This window comes from Acinetobacter sp. 24-47-47 (genome assembly GCF_057737035.1).
In genome coordinates this window covers 2,332,024-2,355,380 of sequence record NZ_CM173216.1, presented here as the reverse complement: position 1 = coordinate 2,355,380, position 23,357 = coordinate 2,332,024, and the positions used below count along the sequence as shown (strand labels likewise).

General features: G+C 38.9%; 27 protein-coding genes. 21 read left to right on the top strand and 6 right to left on the bottom strand.

All coding sequences use genetic code 11. The features are described from left to right. Positions 1-32 precede the first annotated feature (32 nt). Positions 33-581, bottom strand: a complete 549-nt coding sequence (locus AC1M9E_RS11020; protein WP_035268253.1) for an NUDIX hydrolase — start codon at positions 579-581, stop codon at positions 33-35. A gap of 130 nt (positions 582-711) precedes the next feature. Here AC1M9E_RS11020 and AC1M9E_RS11015 point away from each other — a divergent pair, with 130 nt between their 5' ends. From AC1M9E_RS11015 to AC1M9E_RS10975, 9 genes are all read left to right on the top strand, one after another. After that, the gene (locus tag AC1M9E_RS11015; RefSeq protein WP_035268255.1) at positions 712-1,326 is read left to right on the top strand and encodes a CoA pyrophosphatase; all 615 of its coding nucleotides are present in this window, start codon (positions 712-714) and stop codon (positions 1,324-1,326) included. Positions 1,327-1,353: 27 nt separating this feature from the next. Further along, a complete protein-coding gene (locus tag AC1M9E_RS11010; protein ID WP_481598046.1) occupies positions 1,354-1,884 on the top strand; it encodes a gamma carbonic anhydrase family protein in 531 nt (176 codons plus the stop codon). A gap of 122 nt (positions 1,885-2,006) precedes the next feature. After that, positions 2,007-2,672 carry a tRNA (adenosine(37)-N6)-threonylcarbamoyltransferase complex dimerization subunit type 1 TsaB gene (tsaB, locus tag AC1M9E_RS11005; protein ID WP_481592375.1) on the top strand — a complete coding sequence of 222 codons (666 nt, stop codon included), beginning with the start codon at positions 2,007-2,009 and terminating at the stop codon, positions 2,670-2,672. Positions 2,673-2,684: 12 nt separating this feature from the next. After that, complete coding sequence (locus AC1M9E_RS11000; protein WP_488224788.1) at positions 2,685-3,509, top strand: undecaprenyl-diphosphate phosphatase; 825 nt, start codon at positions 2,685-2,687, stop codon at positions 3,507-3,509. After that, entirely contained in the window at positions 3,503-4,321 is an 819-nt protein-coding gene (locus AC1M9E_RS10995) for a class I SAM-dependent methyltransferase (RefSeq protein WP_481608033.1), read from the top strand. Before AC1M9E_RS11000 ends, AC1M9E_RS10995 begins: the two co-directional genes overlap by 7 nt. A 118-nt stretch (positions 4,322-4,439) precedes the next feature. Next, the gene (locus AC1M9E_RS10990) at positions 4,440-5,864 is read left to right on the top strand and encodes a C13 family peptidase (protein WP_488224787.1); all 1,425 of its coding nucleotides are present in this window, start codon (positions 4,440-4,442) and stop codon (positions 5,862-5,864) included. Positions 5,865-5,896: 32 nt separating this feature from the next. Next, the gene (fghA, locus tag AC1M9E_RS10985) at positions 5,897-6,733 is read left to right on the top strand and encodes an S-formylglutathione hydrolase (protein WP_481594037.1); all 837 of its coding nucleotides are present in this window, start codon (positions 5,897-5,899) and stop codon (positions 6,731-6,733) included. A gap of 219 nt (positions 6,734-6,952) precedes the next feature. Beyond that, positions 6,953-7,963: a YjgN family protein gene (locus tag AC1M9E_RS10980; RefSeq protein WP_257219954.1), complete on the top strand. Its 1,011-nt coding sequence runs from the start codon at positions 6,953-6,955 to the stop codon at positions 7,961-7,963. Positions 7,964-7,974: 11 nt separating this feature from the next. Further along, the gene (locus tag AC1M9E_RS10975; protein WP_481588035.1) at positions 7,975-9,000 is read left to right on the top strand and encodes a M48 family metallopeptidase; all 1,026 of its coding nucleotides are present in this window, start codon (positions 7,975-7,977) and stop codon (positions 8,998-9,000) included. A gap of 29 nt (positions 9,001-9,029) precedes the next feature. Here AC1M9E_RS10975 and AC1M9E_RS10970 read toward each other — a convergent pair whose 3' ends face one another. Then, positions 9,030-9,320 (bottom strand): DUF2218 domain-containing protein, encoded by a 291-nt coding sequence (locus AC1M9E_RS10970; RefSeq protein WP_481594038.1) that lies wholly within the window; start codon positions 9,318-9,320, stop codon positions 9,030-9,032. A gap of 229 nt (positions 9,321-9,549) precedes the next feature. Here AC1M9E_RS10970 and rpe point away from each other — a divergent pair, with 229 nt between their 5' ends. The 5 genes from rpe (at position 9,550) to AC1M9E_RS10945 (ending at position 12,759) form a co-directional block, all read left to right on the top strand. After that, positions 9,550-10,236: a ribulose-phosphate 3-epimerase gene (gene rpe / locus AC1M9E_RS10965; protein ID WP_481610419.1), complete on the top strand. Its 687-nt coding sequence runs from the start codon at positions 9,550-9,552 to the stop codon at positions 10,234-10,236. A gap of 608 nt (positions 10,237-10,844) precedes the next feature. Next, complete coding sequence (locus tag AC1M9E_RS10960; RefSeq protein WP_488224786.1) at positions 10,845-11,162, top strand: DMT family transporter; 318 nt, start codon at positions 10,845-10,847, stop codon at positions 11,160-11,162. A gap of 53 nt (positions 11,163-11,215) precedes the next feature. Then, entirely contained in the window at positions 11,216-11,533 is a 318-nt protein-coding gene (gene sugE, locus AC1M9E_RS10955) for a quaternary ammonium compound efflux SMR transporter SugE (protein WP_488224785.1), read from the top strand. Positions 11,534-11,565: 32 nt separating this feature from the next. Then, the gene (locus tag AC1M9E_RS10950; RefSeq protein WP_488224784.1) at positions 11,566-12,054 is read left to right on the top strand and encodes a methylated-DNA--[protein]-cysteine S-methyltransferase; all 489 of its coding nucleotides are present in this window, start codon (positions 11,566-11,568) and stop codon (positions 12,052-12,054) included. A gap of 36 nt (positions 12,055-12,090) precedes the next feature. Further along, positions 12,091-12,759, top strand: coding sequence for a nuclease-related domain-containing protein (locus AC1M9E_RS10945; RefSeq protein WP_488224783.1), 669 nt, complete (start codon positions 12,091-12,093; stop codon positions 12,757-12,759). A gap of 33 nt (positions 12,760-12,792) precedes the next feature. Here the strand turns inward: AC1M9E_RS10945 and AC1M9E_RS10940 are convergent, their stop codons facing one another. Beyond that, on the bottom strand, positions 12,793-13,560 hold the full coding sequence (locus AC1M9E_RS10940; protein WP_035268321.1) for a hydroxymethylpyrimidine/phosphomethylpyrimidine kinase: 768 nt from the start codon (positions 13,558-13,560) through the stop codon (positions 12,793-12,795). Between the two features lie 83 nt (positions 13,561-13,643). Here AC1M9E_RS10940 and AC1M9E_RS10935 point away from each other — a divergent pair, with 83 nt between their 5' ends. After that, on the top strand, positions 13,644-14,291 hold the full coding sequence (locus AC1M9E_RS10935; RefSeq protein WP_180000196.1) for an HAD-IA family hydrolase: 648 nt from the start codon (positions 13,644-13,646) through the stop codon (positions 14,289-14,291). Positions 14,292-14,345: 54 nt separating this feature from the next. Here AC1M9E_RS10935 and AC1M9E_RS10930 read toward each other — a convergent pair whose 3' ends face one another. Next, complete coding sequence (locus AC1M9E_RS10930) at positions 14,346-14,810, bottom strand: Lrp/AsnC ligand binding domain-containing protein (protein ID WP_092768640.1); 465 nt, start codon at positions 14,808-14,810, stop codon at positions 14,346-14,348. A gap of 138 nt (positions 14,811-14,948) precedes the next feature. On the opposite strand from AC1M9E_RS10930, the gene AC1M9E_RS10925 reads away from it, so the two are divergent. The 4 genes from AC1M9E_RS10925 (at position 14,949) to AC1M9E_RS10910 (ending at position 19,328) form a co-directional block, all read left to right on the top strand. Continuing rightward, positions 14,949-16,208, top strand: a complete 1,260-nt coding sequence (locus AC1M9E_RS10925; protein WP_481608028.1) for a D-amino acid dehydrogenase — start codon at positions 14,949-14,951, stop codon at positions 16,206-16,208. 44 nt (positions 16,209-16,252) lie between these two features. Then, a complete protein-coding gene (gene alr / locus AC1M9E_RS10920; RefSeq protein WP_481608027.1) occupies positions 16,253-17,356 on the top strand; it encodes an alanine racemase in 1,104 nt (367 codons plus the stop codon). A gap of 56 nt (positions 17,357-17,412) precedes the next feature. Continuing rightward, positions 17,413-17,772 carry a RidA family protein gene (locus tag AC1M9E_RS10915; protein WP_035268302.1) on the top strand — a complete coding sequence of 120 codons (360 nt, stop codon included), beginning with the start codon at positions 17,413-17,415 and terminating at the stop codon, positions 17,770-17,772. Positions 17,773-17,906: 134 nt separating this feature from the next. Continuing rightward, positions 17,907-19,328 carry an amino acid permease gene (locus tag AC1M9E_RS10910; RefSeq protein WP_488224782.1) on the top strand — a complete coding sequence of 474 codons (1,422 nt, stop codon included), beginning with the start codon at positions 17,907-17,909 and terminating at the stop codon, positions 19,326-19,328. Positions 19,329-19,381: 53 nt separating this feature from the next. Here AC1M9E_RS10910 and AC1M9E_RS10905 read toward each other — a convergent pair whose 3' ends face one another. Further along, a complete protein-coding gene (locus AC1M9E_RS10905) occupies positions 19,382-19,834 on the bottom strand; it encodes a CopD family protein (RefSeq protein ID WP_481588043.1) in 453 nt (150 codons plus the stop codon). A 28-nt stretch (positions 19,835-19,862) separates the two neighbouring features. Then, positions 19,863-21,092, bottom strand: a complete 1,230-nt coding sequence (locus AC1M9E_RS10900; RefSeq protein ID WP_035268310.1) for a beta-ketoacyl synthase N-terminal-like domain-containing protein — start codon at positions 21,090-21,092, stop codon at positions 19,863-19,865. 275 nt (positions 21,093-21,367) lie between these two features. Between AC1M9E_RS10900 and AC1M9E_RS10895 the strand changes: the two genes are divergently transcribed. Together AC1M9E_RS10895 and rpsL are read left to right on the top strand one after the other, a co-directional pair. Continuing rightward, entirely contained in the window at positions 21,368-22,795 is a 1,428-nt protein-coding gene (locus AC1M9E_RS10895; protein ID WP_481596647.1) for an EcsC family protein, read from the top strand. Positions 22,796-22,966: 171 nt separating this feature from the next. Further along, positions 22,967-23,341: a 30S ribosomal protein S12 gene (rpsL, locus tag AC1M9E_RS10890; protein WP_004648013.1), complete on the top strand. Its 375-nt coding sequence runs from the start codon at positions 22,967-22,969 to the stop codon at positions 23,339-23,341. Positions 23,342-23,357 lie beyond the last annotated feature (16 nt).

Sequence of the window (23,357 nt, the reverse complement as noted above, 5' to 3'; positions counted from 1 at the left end):
AAAAAACTCCATCTTATGAGATGGAGTTTTTTTTAACCTGTTTGATCAAGTCGAGTACCTAAGGTCTCTAAGTGTGTAGGAAAATGATTCGATTTTCGGTCTTCAAAATAATGACGAAGCGTTCGTTCAACACTTGGGAAAGCTAAACTATCCCATGGAATCTCGTGTTCTTCAAATAAACGACTTTCGATGGTTTCTTCACCAGCTCCAAATTTACCTTCAACAAGGTGAGATTTAAATAATACGTAAATTTGACCAATACGAGGGATATTGTACATACAGTACAATTGCTCAATTTCCACTTCAGCTTCAGCCTCTTCACGAGTTTCACGAGCTGCACCTTGCTCCATTGTCTCGAAGAGTTCCATATATCCTGCTGGTAGCGTCCAAAGACCATAGCGCGGTTCAATCGCTCTACGACATAAGAGTACTTTATCTTCCCAAATCGCTAAGGCTCCACAAATGACCTTCGGATTCACATAGTGAATGGTCTTACAATGCGTACAGACTTGGCGTACTTTATGATCACCTAAAGGAATCTGTTCGGTCGTCGGTTGCCCACAGGCCGTGCAAAAAGGCATATGCTGTCAAGTAAAAATGAGATGATTCAGCATACCCCAAAAAAATAACTTTCGCATCATTTATAGCCTTATGCACAAAATTTCATATATGATGGGATGAGAATAAAAAAGAGAGATCGAGCTATTCAAGATGATGGATCATTCATTAACATTGCAACTGCAACAACACCTTAGGTTTTCTAAACGCATTCAAAAAGCTGATGCTGCAGTATTACTTGCAATCACCAATGAAGATGATCCTAAAATTCTGCTGACGCGTCGCTCTATTTATATGAATAATCATGCGGGTGAAGTGTCATTCCCAGGAGGAAAAAGAGATCCGAACGACACCAGTAATATTGTTGTTGCACTCCGAGAAGCGTGGGAAGAAACGGCTTTGAATCCGTTCGATGTAAAGTTGCTAGGTGATCTGCCTTCAGAGCGCTCGAAAGCGGGTGTTTTAGTAAAACCTGTGGTTGGATTGATACCGCCTAATGTGAAGCTTGTCCCACAACCTACAGAAATCGATCGTATTTTTTTTGCTTCAATCCGCGAAATGATGGATGCTCGCCCAACACCTTATGAAGTTCGATTGGCTAAGCAATCAATCTATTTTCCAAGTTTAAGAGTTGAGAATGAGGTGATATGGGGTCTTACAGCAAGGATCCTGATTTCGTTGTTTCAGTATGGCTTAAATTATAAAAAAAACTGGCCCTTTTTGCTCAATTCCCCAAGTTTTAAATCTTCAATTTTCAAACAACATTAAAATATTAAATGCATAGGATTGCTGTATATGATGTACAAATTTCAAGACAAAACCCCTTCAACGACGATTCAACCATGGAATGGATGGATTGCAGAAAATGCCACTGTGATTGGCGATGTTGAACTTGGACAAGAGGTGAGTGTTTGGTTTGGTGCGGTAATACGCGGGGATAACTGCAAAATTCGTATTGGTGATTTCAGTAATATTCAAGAAAATGCCGTCTTACACACTGATCCGGGCATTGAATTGAATGTTGGGCAATATGTCACCATTGGTCATCAAGCAATGTTACATGGTTGTACGATTGGAGATAATAGTTTGATTGGTATCAACGCCGTCGTATTAAATAATGCTGTAATCGGTAAAAATTGCATTATTGGCGCGAATGCGTTGATTCCAGAAGGTAAAATCATCCCAGATAATTCATTGGTGATGGGCTCTCCTGGCAAAGTAATTAAAACATTAGATGAGTTTGCAGAAGCTAAACTCAAAATGAGTGCGATGCATTATGCGCATCATTTCAAAAATTTCACTCAGCTTGAAAAATTTGAATTTTAAATATAAGTGTTGACATTGATACGAGCGTTCAATAATCACTAAATCTGAACAGATCTGCTCTCGCAGGAATAATTCGAGTGGAGTATGATTAGCACCATTTTTAACGATTTATAGGGGCATGCATGAAATTGCTTGCATTAGAAACTGCCAATGAGCAGTGCTCAGTTTCGTTAATTGATGAGAATCAAGTACTTTTTTATCAACTAGATGATCGTGCAAAAGCGCAGACCCAATCTATCCTCCCAATGATTGAAGCAGCTTTTCAGCAAGCTGAAGTACACGTTTCAGATTTGGATGCGATCGCTTTTAGTCGTGGTCCTGGCTCATTCAGCGGTGTGCGTATTAATGCAGCAGTCACTCAGGCGCTTGCATGGTCACATGACGTGCCTGTGATTCCTGTTTCATCCCTTCAAGCTCTGGCACAGGCTGCTTATCGAATGTATCAACTGACAGAAGTTACGGCTGTACTTGATGCAAGAATGAGTGAGGTCTACATTGCAAGTTTTCAGTTAAATGCTCAAGGTTTAATGCAGTTGGTGGATGAAGAGCAATTATTAAATTATGAAAATGCTGCAGCCTATCAAAAGTTTCAAATGATTGGTTCAGGAACAAAATGTATTCATCCCGAATTAAATGATTATTCACATGTCCAAGCAACTGCTGAGGATATAGCGACGATTGCACGTGAACATGCTTTAAAAGAACAATGGCTCAGTGCCGATCTCGCACTACCCGTTTATTTACGTGACAATGCGTGGAAAAAAATTCCAGAACAAGGCAAAGCATAATTAGGAATTTCTATGGATCTTTTACTGCTGCTTAAAGCGGCAATTATGGGTATCGTTGAAGGTATTACTGAGTTTTTACCCATTTCTAGTACAGGCCATTTAATTTTAGCCGCTGAACTCATGAATTTCTGGACCAAGGAAAAAAGTGATGTCTTTGTGATTGCCATTCAAATGGGGGCAATCGCAGCGGTTATTTATGAATATTGGTCGCGCTTATGGGGTGCTGCAACGGGTTTGGTCACTGGCGAAGCACAAGGTAGAAGACTCGGATTTGGTTTAATCTTGGCTTCAATCCCAATTGTTACAATAGGTTTGACCTTTGGGCAAACAGTAAAAGAGCTATTATTTAATAACTACGCGATTGCAATTGGCCTGATTGTGGGTGGTTTAATTATCATTTGGGTAGAAAAAAATCCCCCAAGAATACGTGTCAAAGAAGTTGAAGAGCTCAGTTATAAAGATGCAATTTGGATTGGTTTAATTCAAGTGCTCTCTTTGATCCCAGGTACGTCACGTTCTGGTGCTACGATCATCGGGGCAATGTTTTTAGGCGTTTCCCGCAAAGCAGCGACCGAATTTTCATTCTTTCTTGGAATTCCAGTCATTATTGGTGCTGGATTATTAGATTTATATCAAAGCTATGATGTGTTCCAGACTGCTGAAGATTGGGCAGTGTTGACAACTGGGTTGATTGTTTCATTTGTCTCAGCTTTATTACTCATTCGAGCTTTGGTTGCCTATGTCGCAAAACGTGATTTTATGATTTTTGCTTGGTATCGAATTGCTTCAGGTTTAGTGATCCTTCTCTTTGCATTTACAGGTTGGAAATTATGGTAAGCGAAATACGCTTATTTGCTGAACGAGATTTTCTTGAGAAAGCACAGCATTTTAATGCTGTGCTTTCTTCTCGTGGGGTGCAGTCAACAATCGAAGAGGTTGAAAAATTGAATGCTCGATTTTTCAGACATCATCCTGAACTTGCGCTTTGTGTTGATCAAGATGGGTTGTGGCTGTGCGCACAGGGCATGCGTATGCAACCTGATTGGAAAGCCGAAGTCGGTCGCTTAAAACGTGCTAGCTTGAAATCTGAAATGATTGCGAGGGCATGCCAGTTATCTGAAAAACCCCAGCTCATTGATGCCACCGCAGGGCTTGGGCATGACAGTTTACTGATGGCACATTTAGGGGCAAATGTCACATTAGTTGAACGACATCCAATTTTATATACTTTGTTAGAATCTACTCATCAACAAGCGAGTCTTGACCCATTTTTAAAGAGTATTGTTGCGCGTATTCAGCTGGTTTACTCAGATTCTGCTGATTATCTTAAGCAATGTGCAAACCAACTCGTCGATGCCGATGTGGTGTATTTAGATCCAATGTTTCCACAGCGCGATCAGAATCAAAATGCCATTAAAAAACAAGCGCAAGTGAAAAAACAAATGCAGCTGTTACATCTTCTGTTGCCTGAAGATGGAGAGATGGATTTAGGTGAAGAATTGTTGGCATTGGCTCAAAGCGTTGCTAAGCGAGTTATTGTAAAGCGACCAAGACATGCTGTTTATCTCAATGCGCAAAAACCTGATCATCAATGGTTAGGTGATGCATGTCGCTTTGATGCCTATTTTCAAACGATTGTTTCTGAGTAGTTTGGTAAATGACTCAAAAATAATCGAAAAATTGTTATATAGTTAAAAGTAGCATTGATAATTATTTAACCGAGCATAAACTTAAAAAAGCTGATCCAAGCACCTACACAGTAATCTTATGATAGACCTTAAACCTTCAATTAACTTTTGGCATGATTTAAAAAGTAACCAGCTTGCAGGGATTTGGTTATTTTTAGGTTCAAGGAAATCACTACAGATTGTAAGGCCATCAATTCTTCAACTTATTTTTTGGGGAATTCTTGGAGGTTCAGCGAGCTCTTTATTTAGCTGGTTGTTATCGAATGGTGCTGGAGAATTTAATTCTCAAGGATTAGTGAGTTATGCGCTCTGGCCATTTATTGCTTTAATTGTTGGGATTTTCCTTTCACAGCGTACTAATAATCCACGTTTGATGTTGGTGCCAGCATTACTTTGGTTAGTACTAGACACACATATTGTTTTGATTCAGTGTCTTATCCAATATTATTTTAATAACTTTGACTATCAACCTAATTTCCTTGTTGATCATTTGCAGCACATATTTTCTTTATTGTTTGTTTGGCAAAGTTTAGCTGTTGTTTGGGTTTTTTCGCGTGAATTAAAATGGCCTTGGTGGGAGCGACTGCTCATCATGATCGCCACGTTTTTTACACTTTTTGTGTGGCAGATTTCGTCACAAAGTCAACCAATTTGGAAGGTAGATGAGGCGCCTCCAAGTATTTCAGAACAATCATTTTACGCGCAAAGCAGATTATTAAATCAGGCGCTTGAACAGATCCAATTTGGAGAGTTCGCGAACTCGCATTGGTATTTTATGGGCGTAGCTGGTACAAGTTATCAAGATGTATTCAAATTGGAAATTCAAAGATTTAAAGATCAATTTGATACGCGTTTCGGAACCTTTGGTCGTTCAATTGCGTTAATTAATAATCCTGCAACTCGCGAAGAATATCCAATTGCGTCAAAGACCAGTATTGATTTGGCATTGCAACGTATTGGCGCTCAGATGAATCGTGAAAGTGATGTCCTGTTTCTTTATATGACTTCCCATGGATTGAGTAACCAATTTCAAATGGAAAATACGCCAATTGATTTGGAAGACATAGATCCAAAATGGTTGCGCCAAACGCTTGATAGATCAGGGATCAGATGGAGAGTCATTGTGATTTCATCATGTTTCTCTGGTAGTTTTATTCCAGCGTTGCAATCGCCAGATACATTAGTCATTACTGCAGCTGCAGCAGATCGAGAGTCTTTTGGTTGTTCAAATGATGCAGACTCGACTTATTTTGGACGTGCTTTCTTTGATTTAGCGATGCGTGAAAAAAATAGCTTACGTGAAGCCTTTGAAGATGCATCAGTCAATATTGCGCATTGGGAAAATGCACAAGGGTTTATGCCATCAGAGCCACAATGGGTCATTGGTAAGAATATGGAAATTATGTTGCCGCAACTTGAAAAGAGATTATTTCCTCAGGTTGGATTATCAACCGTAAGTAGTGAACACCAGAGTGATAGTGCTCAGTTTACGAATATGCGATGATGTTTTAAAAATTAAATGTGTGAGGCAGTGCAATGGAATTGGTTCAAAAGAATAAATGTTTTGATGGTGAACAACGTGTTTATCAGATCAATTCAAAGTTTTTGAAAAATCCCACTAAATTTTCTGTATTTTTACCTTCACAGGCACTCGAAGGTCAAAAATGTATTGCGTTGTACTATCTTGCAGGTTTGACTTGTACTGAAGAAACTTTTGTCATCAAAGCACACGCACAACGTTTAGCTGCACAATTGGGAATTATATTGATTGCTCCAGATACATCACCTCGTGGTGACGACGTGGCGGTCGGGGATTCTTGGGATATAGGGCAAGGGGCTGGATTCTATTTAAACGCAACTCAAGCACCTTGGGCTGAGCATTATCAGATGGAGTCGTATCTTATACAGGAGCTGTATTCTCTAGTTCTTACATCGTTTCCTGTACAGGATGAGGGGATTGGTATTTTTGGTCACAGCATGGGAGGACACGGTGCACTCACGCTTGCTTGGAAGTATCCAGACTTATTTAAGTCAGTCTCAGCATTTGCACCGATTTGTGCGCCATCAATTTGTCCATGGGGTGAAAAGGCATTTTCAGCTTACCTCGGAGAAGAACGTGAGTTATGGAAAGCACATGATGCGAATGAACTCGTGAAAGCAAAGGGTGCTCTATATCACGAAGTTTTAATTGATCAGGGGGTTGCAGATCAGTTTTATGCTCAACTTAATCCAGCACTATTTGCTGAATCATGTAAAACCGTAGGTCAAAAACTCACATTGCGGGAGCATGAGGGTTATGATCATGGATACTTCTTTATCCAAAGTTTTATTGATGATCATCTGCAATTCCATGCTTTACAATTGCAAAATTAATCTCATTTGAATTTTAAGATATTCATACTTAAGTTCGTTATAATGTGTGCGATATCACATTTAAACCATGTTGAATGATGACATCTCTCGGGATGTCATTTTTTATAATCAGAGAAAATAATAATGAATTCATCAGAACACTCCGCTGAACAAGCACCCTTACCATTGATCAACGATCCATTTCCATTATCTGATGCAGATGAAAATCGACCGATTTATATGGGGAAAGTATTTAAATTTAAATTTCATGGCAATGCGATGGAGTACTTTGGCATATGGATCGTCAATATTTTATTGACGATTGCGACATTGAGCCTATATGCGCCATGGGCGAAAGTACGTCGTTTAAGATATTTTTATAACAATACCGAATTTTTTCATCGCTTTTTTGATTTTACTGGTTTACCGACTAAAATTTTGATTGGTCGACTGATAGCCATTGGCATTTGGGCAATATTTGCGATTGCCTCATATATGGATATGACGATAGCAGCATTTGGTGGACTGATTATTTATATTGCTCTTCCATGGTTGGTACGAGCCACAATTCGATTTAATGCGCGCAACAGTAAATTTGGGAACAGCCGTTTTTATTTTTCTGGCACGAATAAAGAAGCCTATAAACAATTTTTAATTGCGCTTGCTATCACCATTTTTACATTAGGTATATTTAGCCCTGTCGCAATTTGGATTTATAAAAAATATACGCTTAATCATTTGTACGTTGGACAACTCAAATTTCAATTAAACAATGACTGGCCTAGTTATATGCGAGCAGTATATGTTCCCATGATTCTCTTTGTATTGATTCTTATGCTCATCGGATTTGGTGGTTCGACATTATCAATACTCAGTGGTCATGGAATGGATATGATGCTGATGATGATCTTTGCCGTTTATGCGATTGGAATGTTGTTTATTGGTCCGTTAATACAGGCACGAATTTTTATTACTACGTGGAATAGCACAACACTCAACAGCAGTCAGTTTAAGACCAGTTGTAATCAATGGCGCTATGCATGGATTGTTGCGAGTAATTGGATCGCTAGAATCTTAAGTTTAGGATTATTGTCAGCATGGGCTGCTATTCGCATTTATCGATACCAAGTTGAATCGATGAGCTTAGAATTAAATGATGATCCAAACCTGATGATGAATATTGCGCAAAGTGATCATAGTGCCATCGCGGAAGAAATTAGTGATATTTTTGATATTGATATTTCACTTTAGGAGTTAATTCAATGAATCAACCTCTCACAGTGACATATTATGATGGTGTTCTTTCTAAGCCTTTTACAGCACAGATTCGCCCTGCTAATCAAGACAGTATCGCTGTCAGTTATACAGATAAAGGCGAAGTGAAAACAGTCTACTATCATGCAGATGAAATGGTATTGCTTGGTAAAATTGGTCGACGTAATCCAGCTTTAGAGTTAACACATGACGCTAGGATTGAATTTCATGAGCGTCAGCTTCCTGAATGGTTGCCTGTTGAGCATAAAAATTTTCATCAAAAAGTATGGAAACTTGAACGTACACCATCGTTGATTATTTTTAGTGTTATTTTCGTGGTCGCACTTGGTTTCTCCGTCATTAAATGGGGAATACCGACGGCATCGCACATTGTTGCTTTCCAGCTGCCAGAAAATACGCTGAATCGTTTGGGTGGACAGGCAGAAGTTTATTTAGCCGAATACACTAAACCTTCTCAGTTATCACAGCAAAGACAGGATCGGATTCTCGCGGATTATCTGAAATATGTTGCTGAGGGTCGTCCCGCTCAGTTGAAATTTAGGGAAGGTACCTCGCTTGGAGCCAATGCACTCGCATTGCCAAACAATACAATTTATCTCACCGATGAATTAGTGAAGCTTGCCAAGAATGATCAGGAAATTATCGGCGTTTTGGCACATGAACAAGCACATTTATTAAAACGTCACAGCTTACAACAAGGTCTTTCGAGCCTAGGATTCAGTGTACTTTATATTGCTATCACTGGTGATGGATCGGATTTAATTGCGACTTTGCCAGTTGCCATGATTGGTGCAGGATATTCACGGAAGTTTGAGTTAGAATCAGATCAGTATGCGCTAGAACTCATGCATAAACATGAAATGGATACAGTGCATTTTGCAAACTTTTTAAAACGTATGAGTGATGATATGGGAGAAGACGAAGATCAATCAAAAATTCTTGATCTCTTTGCAAGTCATCCTGCCACTGAAGAACGAATTCGCCGTGTTACTGAATTTAAACAGCAACAATAATGAAAAGCCGACTTTATGTCGGTTTTTCTTTAACTTTCTCTAGACCATATAACTTGATAGTCAGCTTGAACCATGCGATTGATATGATCAAGCACGACATTTTCTAGTCGTATTAATTCTTCTAAAGATATTTCTTCTTTATTCACAATACTGACATGAAGTTGATCAGGTTGTATTGATAATTCAACTGTCACTTTTGGCATAAAAATTTGATATTGGTCATCGGTATTGGTGACATCAAATTTATGTTTCCAATGATTGCTTAATCGTTTAGCGATACGTAATGCTTCGGAGCTGTCTATCGTTGTGGTTGTTTTCATTATTTACCGTAATGCTTGAAATTTATTGTATCTTAACATTCATCTCACCATAAGGTTGTTCCGAATATGCAACATAGCTTTGCATAAGTCATATTCCGTCCTTGAAGATTTTTTTATCAACGATTTGCATTTTGAGTTGAAATTTAAATAGCAGTAATTTCGAAGGAATGAATAAACGAAGTTTTGCTATAATCAACTTTTGAATTCTAATTTCCCGCCAGGTCCTGACATGTCCAAGCCATTCTTAATTGCTCCATCGATTTTATCTGCTGATTTCGCTCGCTTAGGTGAAGAAGTCGAAAACGTACTTGAAGCAGGTGCAGATGTGGTCCATTTCGATGTAATGGACAATCATTATGTACCAAATTTAACTTTTGGTGCTGGTGTATGTAAGGCACTTAAAAAATATGGTATTCAGGCCCCAATTGACGTTCATCTTATGGTGAAACCAGTCGATCGTATGATCGGAGATTTCTTAGAAGCGGGTGCAGATATCATCACTTTTCATCCAGAAGCATCAGACCATATCGACCGTTCATTGCAGCTGATTAAAGCTGGTGGTGCTAAAGCAGGTTTAGTTTTTAACCCTGCAACGCCTTTACATTACCTTGATTATGTACTGGATAAAGTGGATCAAGTCTTATTAATGAGCGTCAACCCTGGCTTCGGTGGACAAAAATTTATCCCAATGACGCTAGATAAACTTCGTAAAGCACGCAAAATTATTGATGCATCTGGTAAAGATATTCGCTTAGAAGTTGATGGTGGTGTTGGTCCAGCAAATATTCGTGAAATCGCTGAAGCTGGTGCAGATATGTTTGTAGCTGGTTCTGCCATTTTTGGAAAGCCAGATTATAAAGCTGTAATTGATGAAATGCGTGCAGAGTTGGCGAAAGTAGGTTCAATTAACGTTTGATCCGAAACATGTATAACACTACACACATCTGTGGATAAGTCTATGGATAACGTGGTGGATATCTGTGTTGATAACAGTCTGGATAATTTGATTAGATTATAATCATATTTAGTTCAATGGTTTGTTTATTAGACAATAAATGTATAAAAAGGACTCATTTGAGTCCTTTTTTACAAAAAATGGATCTTCTTATCTTTTCTGTTGTATTGTTTGGGGGAGAAATTTTCGTTGCTCATTATTTGGCTTATCTTCGTGAATAAGTCTTAAAAGAGCGAGATAAAAAATCAATTTAAACATCCCAGACCAGTGATTTTCTATAGTGCAGTGAAGTGTTCTAATTTAGTTCGGATTTAGTCTTCCATCTGACAATAGCGATCGCCTTCGCAATGCAATAGCCTAAAAATGCAGAAATAATCTAGAAAAGCTAGTCCGATAATGACCTATTTTTTGTAGGTGTATTTTGGGTCAAAAATTGTAAAATTGCGCCTATTTTGTGCGTGTGTTGATATAATTCAACCATCATTTGGAGGAACGACCTCCCTCATTTCTCTGAGAAAAATCGTCAGGACGGCCTGACTCTTAAATTATTTTAATTGGGAGCAGGCATCATGGCTTGGTTTATTCTTATTCTCGCGGGTTTATTTGAGATCGTTTGGGCATATAGTATGAAAATGTCTGAAGGATTTACTAAATTCACACCGACTGCAATTACTCTATTTTTTATGGTTCTCAGTTTTGGGTTGTTGGCACATGCCATGAAAACATTATCTTTGGGAACTGCCTATACGATTTGGACAGGGATTGGTGCAGTAGGGTCTTTTTTAGTCGGCATTTTTATTCTAGGTGAGCCTGCGACAGCAATGCGGATGATTGCGGCTATTCTGATTATTTCAGGTTTAGTGATGATGAAATTAGCTTCAGCGTAAGATTTAAGGCAGCGTATTCATACGCTGCTTTTTTAATTGAGAGAGGGTTTATTTTGGCTTGGTTAGTTTTGATTGTTGCTGGGTTGTTGGAAGTGGTCTGGGCCTATTTTATGAAAGTTTCAGATGGCTTTACCAAATTGACACCCAGTATTTTGACGATAGTTTTCATGATCGCAAGTTTTGCTTTACTTTCCCATGCGATGAAAACTTTACCACTCGGGACAGCTTATACCGTATGGACAGGCATAGGTGCTGTAGGTTCTTTTATGGTTGGGATTTTTATTCTTGGAGAACCTGCAAATGCAATGAGAATGATCGCTGCAGTATTGATTATTTCGGGTTTAGTCTTGATGAAGTTATCATCAGCATAGTTAGATGATTCAACTTACAAGCGATTAAAAAAATGACTCAGCTTTATTTTAAAAAAATAATGACACCTGTCGGTGAACTTCAATTGGTTGCTCATGATCAAGCATTGATTGTTGTCGCTTGGGAAAATACACTTCCTCAGTTTATTCAAAATCAAATACTCATTCAGCGGGATGATCACGAGATTTTATGCATTGCCGAAAAACAGCTTCGCGAATATTTTTTAAAACAACGTCAGGTATTCGATTTGCCCATAGAACTTTATGGGACAGAATTCCAACGCTCGGTATGGAATGCGCTGTTAAAAATTCCTTATGGAGAGTCTAGAACGTATAAGCAAATTGCTGAGGATGTTGGGAATGTAAAAGCGGTTCGAGCGGTAGGCTTGGCCAATGGAAAAAATCCTATCGCGATCATTGTACCTTGTCATCGTGTAATAGGTGCTAATGGCAAGCTGGTCGGATTTTCAGGAGGTGTGGAAAATAAGCTTAAGCTGCTGCAGCTTGAAGATGATAAGTGGTGATGTTATAACAGCATAAACATATGAAATACAAAAATTATGTCTAATGAAAATCCTATAATTACAATTGTTTTTAATCTCATATCGCAGTTATGGTGGTTGATCTTAATTCTAGCAATCATCTCTGTATTCAAAATGTTTGTACCTTATATCAAAGGAAAATTGGGTGAATACATTGTCCAATATCATGCAAAAAAATTTTTGAATGAGGACTATATTTTACTGAATGATCTAACATTTTTGGATCAGGACAATCAGACCACACAGATTGACCATATTTTATTGAGTCCTTATGGAATATTTGTGATTGAGACCAAAAACTATAAAGGTTGGATTTTTGGCTCATCACATCAAAAAATGTGGACTCAAAAAATTTATAAATCTAGCCATAAATTTCAAAATCCATTGCACCAAAACTACAAGCATATAAAGGTTTTAGAGGGATTGTTAAAAGATTTAATCGATTCAAATCTGTCGATACATGGGTTAGTAGTTTTCGTGCCTAATTGTGAGTTTAAAACACCAATTCCTGTACATGTTCATTTGGGTAAAAGTTGGATTGAAGAAGTTAAAAACTACCAAATGAAAGTGATTGATGATCGTAGATTACAGAGAATTAAATATCGTTTTGAAAAAGCAGCGCTTCAAAAATCGTGGAAAACCAATAGAGAACATATTCGATCAGTCAAAGAAAGACTAAAAAATTAATAAAAAAAAGCCCACAGTTAGTGGGCTTTTTATTTAGAAGCGTTTTGGAATTCTTTGGCCACCTTCAACTGGGATTTCAGCGCGTTTTAATACACCAAATAGCCATGTTTCCGCATGGTGAACTGCATTTTTAATTTGATCACCTTGTGCCAACCTTCCTGCAATAAAACTTGCAAGAGAACAGCCTGAACCATGATACTCACCTTCAAGACGAGGACATTTTGTTTCAGAGACCATATCACCATTAATGTAGAGTGCATTTCTAATATAAGTCGGTGTGTCTTCGTGACCACCTTTGACTAATACCGCTTTAGCACCCATTTCAAATAGCTTCTGTGTGGCTTGATCTAAATCTTCACAGCCTGTTAATGCGCGAAGTTCAACGGTATTGGGTGTAAGAATCGTAGCAAGAGGAATCAATTCAACAAAAGCCTTGACCAATGTTGCTTGATTTCCTAATGAGCCACCACTATTGGCAACCAAAACTGGATCGAGTACGTATTGAAAATCAGGATGTGCTCTTAGGAATTCTGCCAAAGCGGCGATATTGTCGGTAGTACCGAGCATGCCAGATTTCACTACTTTGATAGGAAGATCATTCACTACAGCATTCGCTTGAGCCAGCAGTAAATCTTTTGAGGTTGCTTCAAATCCAAAAACTTGTTGAGAGTTTTGAATGGTTAACGCTGTACATGCGATTGCTGCATGAGCACCACTTTGGCCGATCGCTTCAATATCTGCTTGTAAGCCAGCACCACCAGATGGATCTAAACCAGAAAAGCACAATACAGTAGGGCGCACAACAATGTCCTTCATCGATCAATTTGGAGTAGTATAGGCAAGTTTCTGAGAAGTCTCGATAGCATTTCTAAAAAAGGTACAGCATGATTAAAAATATTCTCATTGATTTAGATGGAACGCTAACTGATCCTAAAGTGGGTATTACGACTTCTGCACGCTATGGTTTAGAAAAAGTAGGTCATCTTATCGCGGAGGATGAGAATATTGATTGGATTATTGGACCACCTTTAAAAGCCTCGTTGGCCAAAATTTTGAAGGTTGATGTGAATGATGATTTGGCGGAACAGGCTTTACTTGGTTATCGTGAGCGCTTTGCTGTAAAAGGTTTATTTGAAAATTTATTATTTGAAGATGTAGCGGAGACATTGGCAACACTTAAGAATAAAGGTTACAGATTGTTTTTAGCTACTGCGAAGCCTGAAGTGTATGCTCAGCAAATTCTTGAACATTTCAATCTCACACCGTATTTTGATTATGCCTATGGCAGTGAGTTAAATGGTGACCGCACCAATAAAGCTGAACTTATTGCATATATTTTAGAGCAAGAAAAAATTAAGCCAGAAACCTGTTTGATGGTAGGGGACCGAGAGCATGACATTATCGGTGCTCGAAAAAATGGAATTGAAACGATTGCAGTGGAATACGGTTATGGCAGTGATGCAGAGTTAGCCGCTGCTGCACCCAAAGCCAGAATTCAAGCTTTCCATCAAATTTTAAATTACGTTGATTAATCTAAGCCGAAATTTGGGCTCAAGAGCAACTCTCAAGAGATTGCTCTTCGTAGCTTAGCTTAGATCCAAATACAAGGATTCTTTGACCTCTTCCATCACGATGTAACTATGGGAGGATGCAGAGGAGGGAAGCATTTTAAGCAGGTCACCCAGTAGTTGGCGATAAGCACTCATTTCTTTTAGTCTCGCTTTCACCAAGTAATCGAATTCACCTGAAATTAAATGACACTCTAATACCTCAGGTATCTCAACTAAATTCTTGGCGACTTGATCAAAAACATCTCCAGATTTCGCCGATAATTTAATTTCTAGAAAGACGAGTAAATTACGCTCCAATAACTCCGGATTTAAGCGGGCGTAATAGCCCATAATAATGCCATCTCGTTCTAGTCTTTTGACTCTTTCCGAGCAAGGGGTTGTAGAAAGATTGACTTTAGCAGCCAGTTCACTAATTGCGATACGACCGTCCTTTTGTAGAATATCTAAAATCATACGATCAGTGCGATCTAATTTCCGCATGAATAATTTCCTTATTTTTTAATTTTTTTAGGATAAAACCCTTAAATTACCTAAATTATAACGTTTAAAAGAGTGAAAAAAACTATTAAAGCAAAAATATACTAGTGAAATAAACTACACAGTGCTGAGGGATAGTTCATGCGCGTTATTGTATTAGGTAGTGGTGTCATTGGTGTTGCAAGTGCGTATTACCTAGCGCAACAAGGAGCAAGCGTCACTGTATTAGATCGTCAATCAGGTCCTGCCGAAGAAACGAGTTTTGGCAATGCAGGACAGATTTCTCCTGGGTATTCTACACCATGGGCCGCACCAGGAATTCCATTTAAAGCGGTTAAATGGATGTTTCAACATCATGCACCATTAGCAATTAATGTAGATGGAAGCTTGTGGCAGCTGAAATGGATGGCTCAAATGTTGAAGAACTGCAATGCGGCACATTACGCCATCAATAAAGAGCGTATGGTACGTGTTGCTGAATATAGTCGAGATTGTTTAAGAGAATTACGCGAAAATATTGGCATATCTTATGAGAATCGTTCAAAAGGAACATTACAAATTTTTCGTAAGGATGCGCAATTAGACGCAGTTCAACGAGACATTGAAGTTTTAAAAGAAACAGGTGTCGAATTTGAGTTATTAGATCGTGAAGGTCTAGGTCGAGTTGAACCTGCATTAGCGGAAGTTAAAGACAAATTAGTCGGTGGCTTACATCTTCCAAATGATGAGACTGGTGATTGCTATATCTTTACCAACGCGCTTTCTGAATATGCAAAAGGTATTGGTGTTGAGTTTAAATTTAATCAAAATGTTGAAAAACTCGTAGTTGAGGGCGACGAAATTAAAGGCGTTATTGTAGACGGTCAGGTACTCACGGCAGATCGTTATGTACTTGCCTTCGGTAGCTATTCACGAGATTTTATTAAACCATTAGGTCTAGATTTGCCCATTTATCCTGTAAAGGGATATTCTTTAACTATACCTATCGTGGATGCGCAATATGCCCCTCAATCAACTGTCTTAGATGAAACTTACAAGATTGCAATAACTCGTTTTGATCAACGAATTCGTGTTGGTGGGATGGCTGAGTTAAGTGGTTTTAATAAAGAGTTAAATGAGGATCGCCGTGGCACCTTAGAGATGGTAACACGTGATTTGTTCCCAGGTGGAGATATGGCACAAGCCAGTTTCTGGACGGGACTACGACCGATGACACCAGACAGTACGCCTATTATCGGTGCGACGAAATATAAGAATCTATTTTTAAATACTGGACATGGCACGCTCGGCTGGACCATGGCATGTGGTTCTGGAAAGCTGATTAGTGATTTAGTGCTGAATCGGACTCCAGAGATTAGTACCGATGGACTTTCAATTCAACGTTATAACCACGCAGCTTAAAGGCTGCGTGGTTTGCTATTAAAAAATATAATAGGACAAGGAATATGTCTCGCCCGATACAGGCTGTCATTCATTTAAACGCAATCAAACATAATTTGAAAGTTGCTAAGCAACATGTGCCAAATGCCCAAATTTTTGCTGTTGTAAAAGCTAATGCTTATGGCCATGGGATCGAGCGCATTTATTCAGCCTTAAAGGATGCTGATGGGATTGCACTTCTAGAGCTGAGTGAAGCACAACGAGTTCGAGATTTAGGTTGGAAAGGCCCAATTTTGCTTTTGGAAGGTATCTTTCAAGAAGCGGATTTACAGTTGTGTCATGATTTGGAACTTCAATTTACTGTTCATAATGAGATTCAATTCGAATGGATTAATCGGTGCGGTTTAGATGCTCATTTTAATATTTTTCTGAAAATGAACAGTGGCATGAATCGTTTAGGATTCCAACCTCAACGTTACTCTGAAATTTGGAGTCTGTTAACTGAATTGCCGCAAGTGTCATCAATCACTCACATGACACATTTTTCTGATGCTGATGGCGAGCGCTTGAATCAGGTTGGCGTTGACTATCAAATTTCAGTATTCAATCAAATCGTCAGTGCTTTAGGTGGTCCTTGCTCAGTAAGTAATAGCGCAGCCATTCTTAGACATGCCAATCATGTCCACTCTAACATTGTACGTAGTGGCATTATGTTGTATGGGAGTTCACCGGATTATCCAACCCATACTATTCAAGATTGGGACTTAAAACCAACAATGTCTTTAAGAAGTGAATTGATTGCAATTCAAGAAATTAATCCTCAGCAAAGTATTGGCTATGGATCGACATTTTTTGCAGAACAAGCTATGAAAATTGGCATTGTCGCTTGTGGATATGCAGATGGATATCAACGGATTACTCAATCTGGCACAACAGTGCTTGTGAATGGACAAAAAACTTCTTTGATTGGTCGTGTAAGTATGGACATGCTAGCTGTTGATATCACGCATATTGAAGATGCAAAAATTGGCAGTGAAGTCGTACTGTGGGGCGTCTCAAAGTACGGAAGTTTGTTACCGATTGATGAGGTCGCTGCAGGAGCGAGTACTGTGGGATATGAGTTAATGTGTGGCGTAACGACGCGGGTTCCATTTGTTGTAGAAATTTAATGTTAAAAATTCAACGATCAACACTAGGATCGATACTGAGTAATCAAGGAATTAATATGCAAAATCAGGATATTCAAAAATTCAATAGTAATGGCGTGATGAGTGCAGTTACAGTCTTTAATCAAGTGGCTTATCTTTCTGGTCAAGTACCTAAGATTACGACGCCTGATATCGCCTTACAAACGAAAGATGTGCTGAATACGATCGACGCTCTTTTGGCTCAAGTAGGCACAGATAAATCTCGTTTATTGTCAGCACAAGTTTTCGTGAAGAATCTGGAAGATTTTCAAATCTTCAATCAAATTTGGATTGAATGGATGGAGGATTCAATACCACCATCACGAGCAACCATTCAGGCTGACCTCGTTAATCCAGAATGGTTAATTGAAATCGCAGTGATTGCTGCATTGAAATAACTGAATATAAGTAAGACTTCACGAGGAAGAGTCATTTATGGCTCCTCTCATAATAACAAAATCTCTCGAATCTCAGTTTGAAGCGGAATTTAGGCTGATCGATTAGATTAGATGGTGTAAAAGGATGTTGAATAATGACAACCACAAATATTGATGAACAATCATCTCCCAATGAATTACAGCGTAAGCTTTCAAATCGACATTTACAACTCATCGCCATCGGTGGAGCGATTGGTACAGGGTTGTTTATGGGCTCAGGAAAAACGATTTCACTTGCAGGACCTTCAATCATCATCATTTATATGATTATTGGTGCCATGTTTTTTTTCTTGATGCGTGCCCTTGGTGAAATTCTTTTATCTAATCTGCACTACAAATCATTTATTGATATGGCACATGATCTCATTGGACCAGGTGCAGGGTATTATATTGGTTGGTCCTATTGGCTGGGATGGATTTTGGTCGGTATTGCTGATTTAGCAGCAATTATCAATTATCTCAGTTTTTGGTTACCTCCAGATCAAATGTTTACCCCAATGGGGCAAGCAGCGATTAGTGCAGGATGTGTCTTATTCATACTCGCAATTAACTTAGTCACTGTAAAACTTTTTGGTGAAATTGAGTTTTGGTTTGCATTAATCAAAATTCTAGCCATTATTGGATTGATCTTGGTGGGTGCCTTCATGGTGTTTACGAGTTTTCAGTCACCAAGAGGTGCTGTTGCAAGCTTCAGTAACATTTGGTCTCATGGTGGAATGTTCCCGAAAGGAACCATGGGCTTTTTGGCAGGCTTTCAAATCGCAATGTTTGCCTTTGTTGGTGTAGAGTTACTCGGGACGATGGCTGCGGAAACCAAAGATCCTGAAAAAAATTTACCAAAAGCGGTTAATGCTATTCCGACACGTATTATTATTTTCTATGTGCTTTCGTTGATCATGATTATGTCTGTGACACCTTGGATCAATATCCCAGCAGATCAAAGTCCATTTGTCACATTATTCTTATTTGCGGGTATTGGTTCAGCTGCTGTGATTATGAACCTAGTGGTTTTGTCTTCTGTGATGTCTTCCATGAACAGTGGTGTCTTTTCTACCAGTCGAATGTTATTTGGATTGGCCCGTGACGGCCAAGCCCCTCAAAAGCTAGCAGAACTTTCAAGTCGTGCCGTACCTGCTAAGGGATTAATCTTTTCATGTACATTTATTATGGCCGGTGCAGCATTTCAGTATTTTGTGCCAAATACGATGGAAGCTTTTACATTAGCAAGTTCGCTGTGTGTGATTCTTTTCATTAGTATTTGGGCGATTATCATGGTGTGCTATATACGCTACCGTAAATTGCGACCTGAGCTACATGAAAAGTCGAATTTTAAAATGCCGGGTGGAGTGGCAATGTCATACGTTGTATTGGCATTTTTGCTATTTGCATTAATCATTTTAAGTTTAGAGCCAGACACGCTTAAAGCTTTGATGATTAGCCCAATCTGGTTGATTCTGTTAGCTGTAACATACCGTGTTCTTTATAAACCACGTATGCGTAAGCGTAACCATAATTAATTTTTAGAGAAAGAAAAAACCTCCACGAATGGAGGTTTTTTTATATTCTTTAGTTAGAATGTAGGTTTGACCACAACTAAAATTACAACTGCGAATAAGATCAATGTGGGCATTTCGTTGAAATAGCGCCAGAACTTATGACTTTTATAGTGTGCATTATCAATGAGTTTTTTACGGTAATATCCACACACTAGGTGGTATATGACCAGTAATCCGACTAAACCAACTTTTAAATAAAACCATAAAGCTTCATGATAATGTCGAGTTGCATCACCCCAGTCCACTAAAAAATGTGCAGTGATCAATGTTGCGATCATCGCAGGCCACATAATGCCACGATAAAGCTTACGTTCCATGACTTCAAAGCGTTGATGACTTATGGCATCGTCACTCATCGCATGATAAACATAAAGCCGTGGTAGATAGAACAAAGCAGCGAACCAACATACCACAGCAATAATATGTAATGCTTTTACCCATAGGAAAGCATCTGAAGGAGCATCCATCTAATCACCCATTATGGGCGGAATTAAATTAGCCTTCCCATTTCTTGAAAATGAGGCAGGCATTTACGCCGCCGAAACCAAAACTGTTACTCATTACAGTATTCAGTTTTGTATCGCGTTTTTCAAGTACGATATCAAATGGTTTTGCACCTTCATCAAGCTCAGTAACGTTGATATTTGGTGCAATAAAGTCATTCTGCATCATGAGAATAGAGTAAATCGCTTCTTGTACACCTGCAGCGCCTAAGCTATGACCTGTCATAGATTTTGTTGAACTTAAAGGTGGTACTTGACCTTCACCGAATGCGCGTTCCATTGCTTTCAATTCAGTCACATCACCAGCTGGTGTAGATGTGCCGTGTGTATTTACATAATCAATTTTCTCAACACCATGCTGTTTTGCTTCATCAAGTGCCATCAAGATGCAACGTGTTGCACCTTCACCTGATGGTGCGACCATATCAGCACCATCAGAGTTGGCTGCATATGCAACGACTTCAGCAAGAATATTTGCACCGCGCGCTTGAGCATGCTCAAGAGATTCAAGTACCACGAAACCACCGCCGCCAGCAATGACAAAACCATCACGATCAGCAGAGTAAGGGCGAGAAGCGGTTTCTGGTGAGTCATTATATTTTGAGCATAAAGCACCCATTGCATCAAATAATAGACTTTGTGACCAATGGTCTTCTTCACCACCACCAGCGAGCATTAGATCCTGTTTGCCAAGTTGAATCAGGTTGTATGCGTAACCAATGGCATCAGCTGAGGTTGCACAAGCACTTGTAATAGAGTGAGCGATACCTTGTAATTTGAATGCCACACCAACGTTAGCTGTAATAGTATTTGACATATTGCGTGGAACAAAGAAAGGGCCAATTTTACGTGCGCCTTTCTCTTCAAGAAGTTCAATCATTTCAGCGACAGAAGCTGTAGAGTTGCCGCCTGAACCACCCGCAATACCATAACGAGGATTGCCCGCAAGATCTTCAGCGGTTAGACCCGCATTTTCAACCGCAGCGACTGCAGCGTTATAGGCATACATCGCACATACACCCATAAAGCGTTTCAGTTTACGGTCAATACCGTCAAAATTTTGTTCTGCTGCAGCACTAACATGACTTTTAAAATTAAGTTCAGCATAAGTTGGGTTAAAACGTGTGCCTGAAATACCATTTTGTAAGGCATGATTTACATCTTCTAATGTATTACCAATGCATGAGTTAATGCCCATACCAGTGATTACAACACGTTTCATTTACAATTCCCTATTATGGTGAAGTCATTTTATGGAAAAATTCACATCGATGATTTGATTGGATGTAAAAGTCCATAAGATCTTGTCAAAAATTCGTATCATGATATCAGAATCTATTTTAAATTCTTATGGCAAATCAATATCGCAGCGTTAAAACGCTTATTGGCAGATATGTTCACTATATTGCAACCGAATAAAACACGATAAAGTTGAGATAACTCTTGACTGCGCATAGAATTTTAAACATAAGTGATAAATGCGAAGGAGGGTTGTAAATGGCAAATTCTAATAATAAGCAATCTAGCGGACTGGTATTAAAAGCATTTGGAGTGGCTAAAAAGCTCAGTGCAACTGGATTTGAACTGGCACAACATGTTGCACCAGGATCAATTGCGAAATTGACGCAACAACCTGATCCACAAAAAATTATTGACATAACTTTAGATGAGAGAAAAATGACTGAACAAAAAAAGTACGAAACCCCTCAACAATTATTTCGTGATCATGTCCCTCAAGTTTCTCAAAAAATTTTTGGTCGTCATTACAGTAAATTAAATAATGTTGCTTCTTTTATCTCTCCGGACTTAAACAACAAAGTTGCAGATTATTTTTTTGATAAATTGAATGATTTTGTTTCTGAGTTAAGTTCAGTTGAGCATGTATTAAAGGAAGTTGGTGCAAAAAGCTTGGATGAACTTAAATCAAGCCCTGATCGTGCGAATCGTATCGGTGAAGCATTAGCCAATCAAAATAAGTTGATTGCAGCGGTTCAGGGGGCAGTGTCTGGTGCGACAGGCGTAGTTGGTACGGCCATCGATATTCCTTTCTCGTTGGCATTTACGTTGCGTAGTATTTACCAAGAAGGGCGCGCGCACGGTTTTGAACTTAATCATCGTCAAGAGCAAGAGATCGTTGAGTATGTATTCAAACAAGTCGATTTAGGTGTTATTGCGGAAAAGCAAACACTTTTAGTGGCATTAAGAACAGTCGCAAATTTATTGGAAACACAAGATACTCATCAGCTACAAACCCTATTGGGCTCTAGTAACGACTTCACGGCTTTAAAAAATTGGCTGAGTAATCCTGAAGGTGGTTATAAATGGAATTGGTTGAATCAGATTCCTCAAATTTCAATTTTATCTAAATTAGCACCTGTGGCTGGTGCTGGTATTGGTGCAGTATATAGCTGGCGTTTGGTGGAAGAGGCTCATACTAAAGCTAGAGCTGTTTTTTCAGGAGCGCAGAAGTACATTCTCCAACATCCAGATGAGCAGGTATCTGTTCAGGAGGCCTTTGAGCGCGGTACAGAATTATTAAAGCAATCTTCACTCGCATTGAATTCCGCAGTGTCAATCAATAATGAGTTAGTGGTTGAGGTTGAAGAGTTTGCAAAAAAACTTGAAGGAGAAGAGTCTATTCAAGTTGATGAGTCTGCAGTTCATAATGATTCAATTTCAGCAATTAAAATTGAAGCAAAATCTACCGAGTCTGAAAAAGAAGAAGTGGTCAGTGTTGAGGATGGTCTTAAGGCCTTAGCTGAAAAACATGTGGAATCGGCTTCTAATGAAAGTGTTCAAGACGCTGATAAAGACCAGCCTCAAGGCGAACCTATTGTGCAGGTAAAAGTGCCCCCTAAGCGTCGTAATTCAAAAAAGAAAGACGAAGCAGCAAACTCACTACCTACTTCACAGAAAAAACAATAAATTTAGTTATGAATGGTTGATCAAATCATTCTGAAAATTTCGTTGTAAGCACACAATGGTCAATATTTGATGTCATGTTGAATGTTGACCATTTTTACTTCTTGGCTTACAATTGCATGCCCTCAAAAAGTAGTATTTTTTGGGGCTTTTTATTAACGGGAGAATTGCCACATGGCAACAACAAATCAGTTGATCCGTAAGGGTCGTACGACTTTGATTGAAAAATCAAAAGTTCCTGCGTTGAAGGCTTGTCCACAACGTCGTGGTGTTTGTACACGTGTTTACACAACTACACCTAAAAAACCTAACTCAGCAATGCGTAAAGTTTGCCGTGTTCGCTTAACTTCAGGTTTTGAAGTATCTAGCTATATCGGTGGTGAAGGCCATAACCTACAAGAGCACAGTGTTGTTCTTATCCGTGGTGGTCGTGTTAAAGACTTACCAGGTGTACGTTACCATACCGTTCGTGGTTCTTTAGACTGTGCTGGTGTTAAAGATCGTAACCAGTCTCGTTCTAAATACGGTACTAAGCGTCCTAAGAAATAATCTAACTAGATCATTT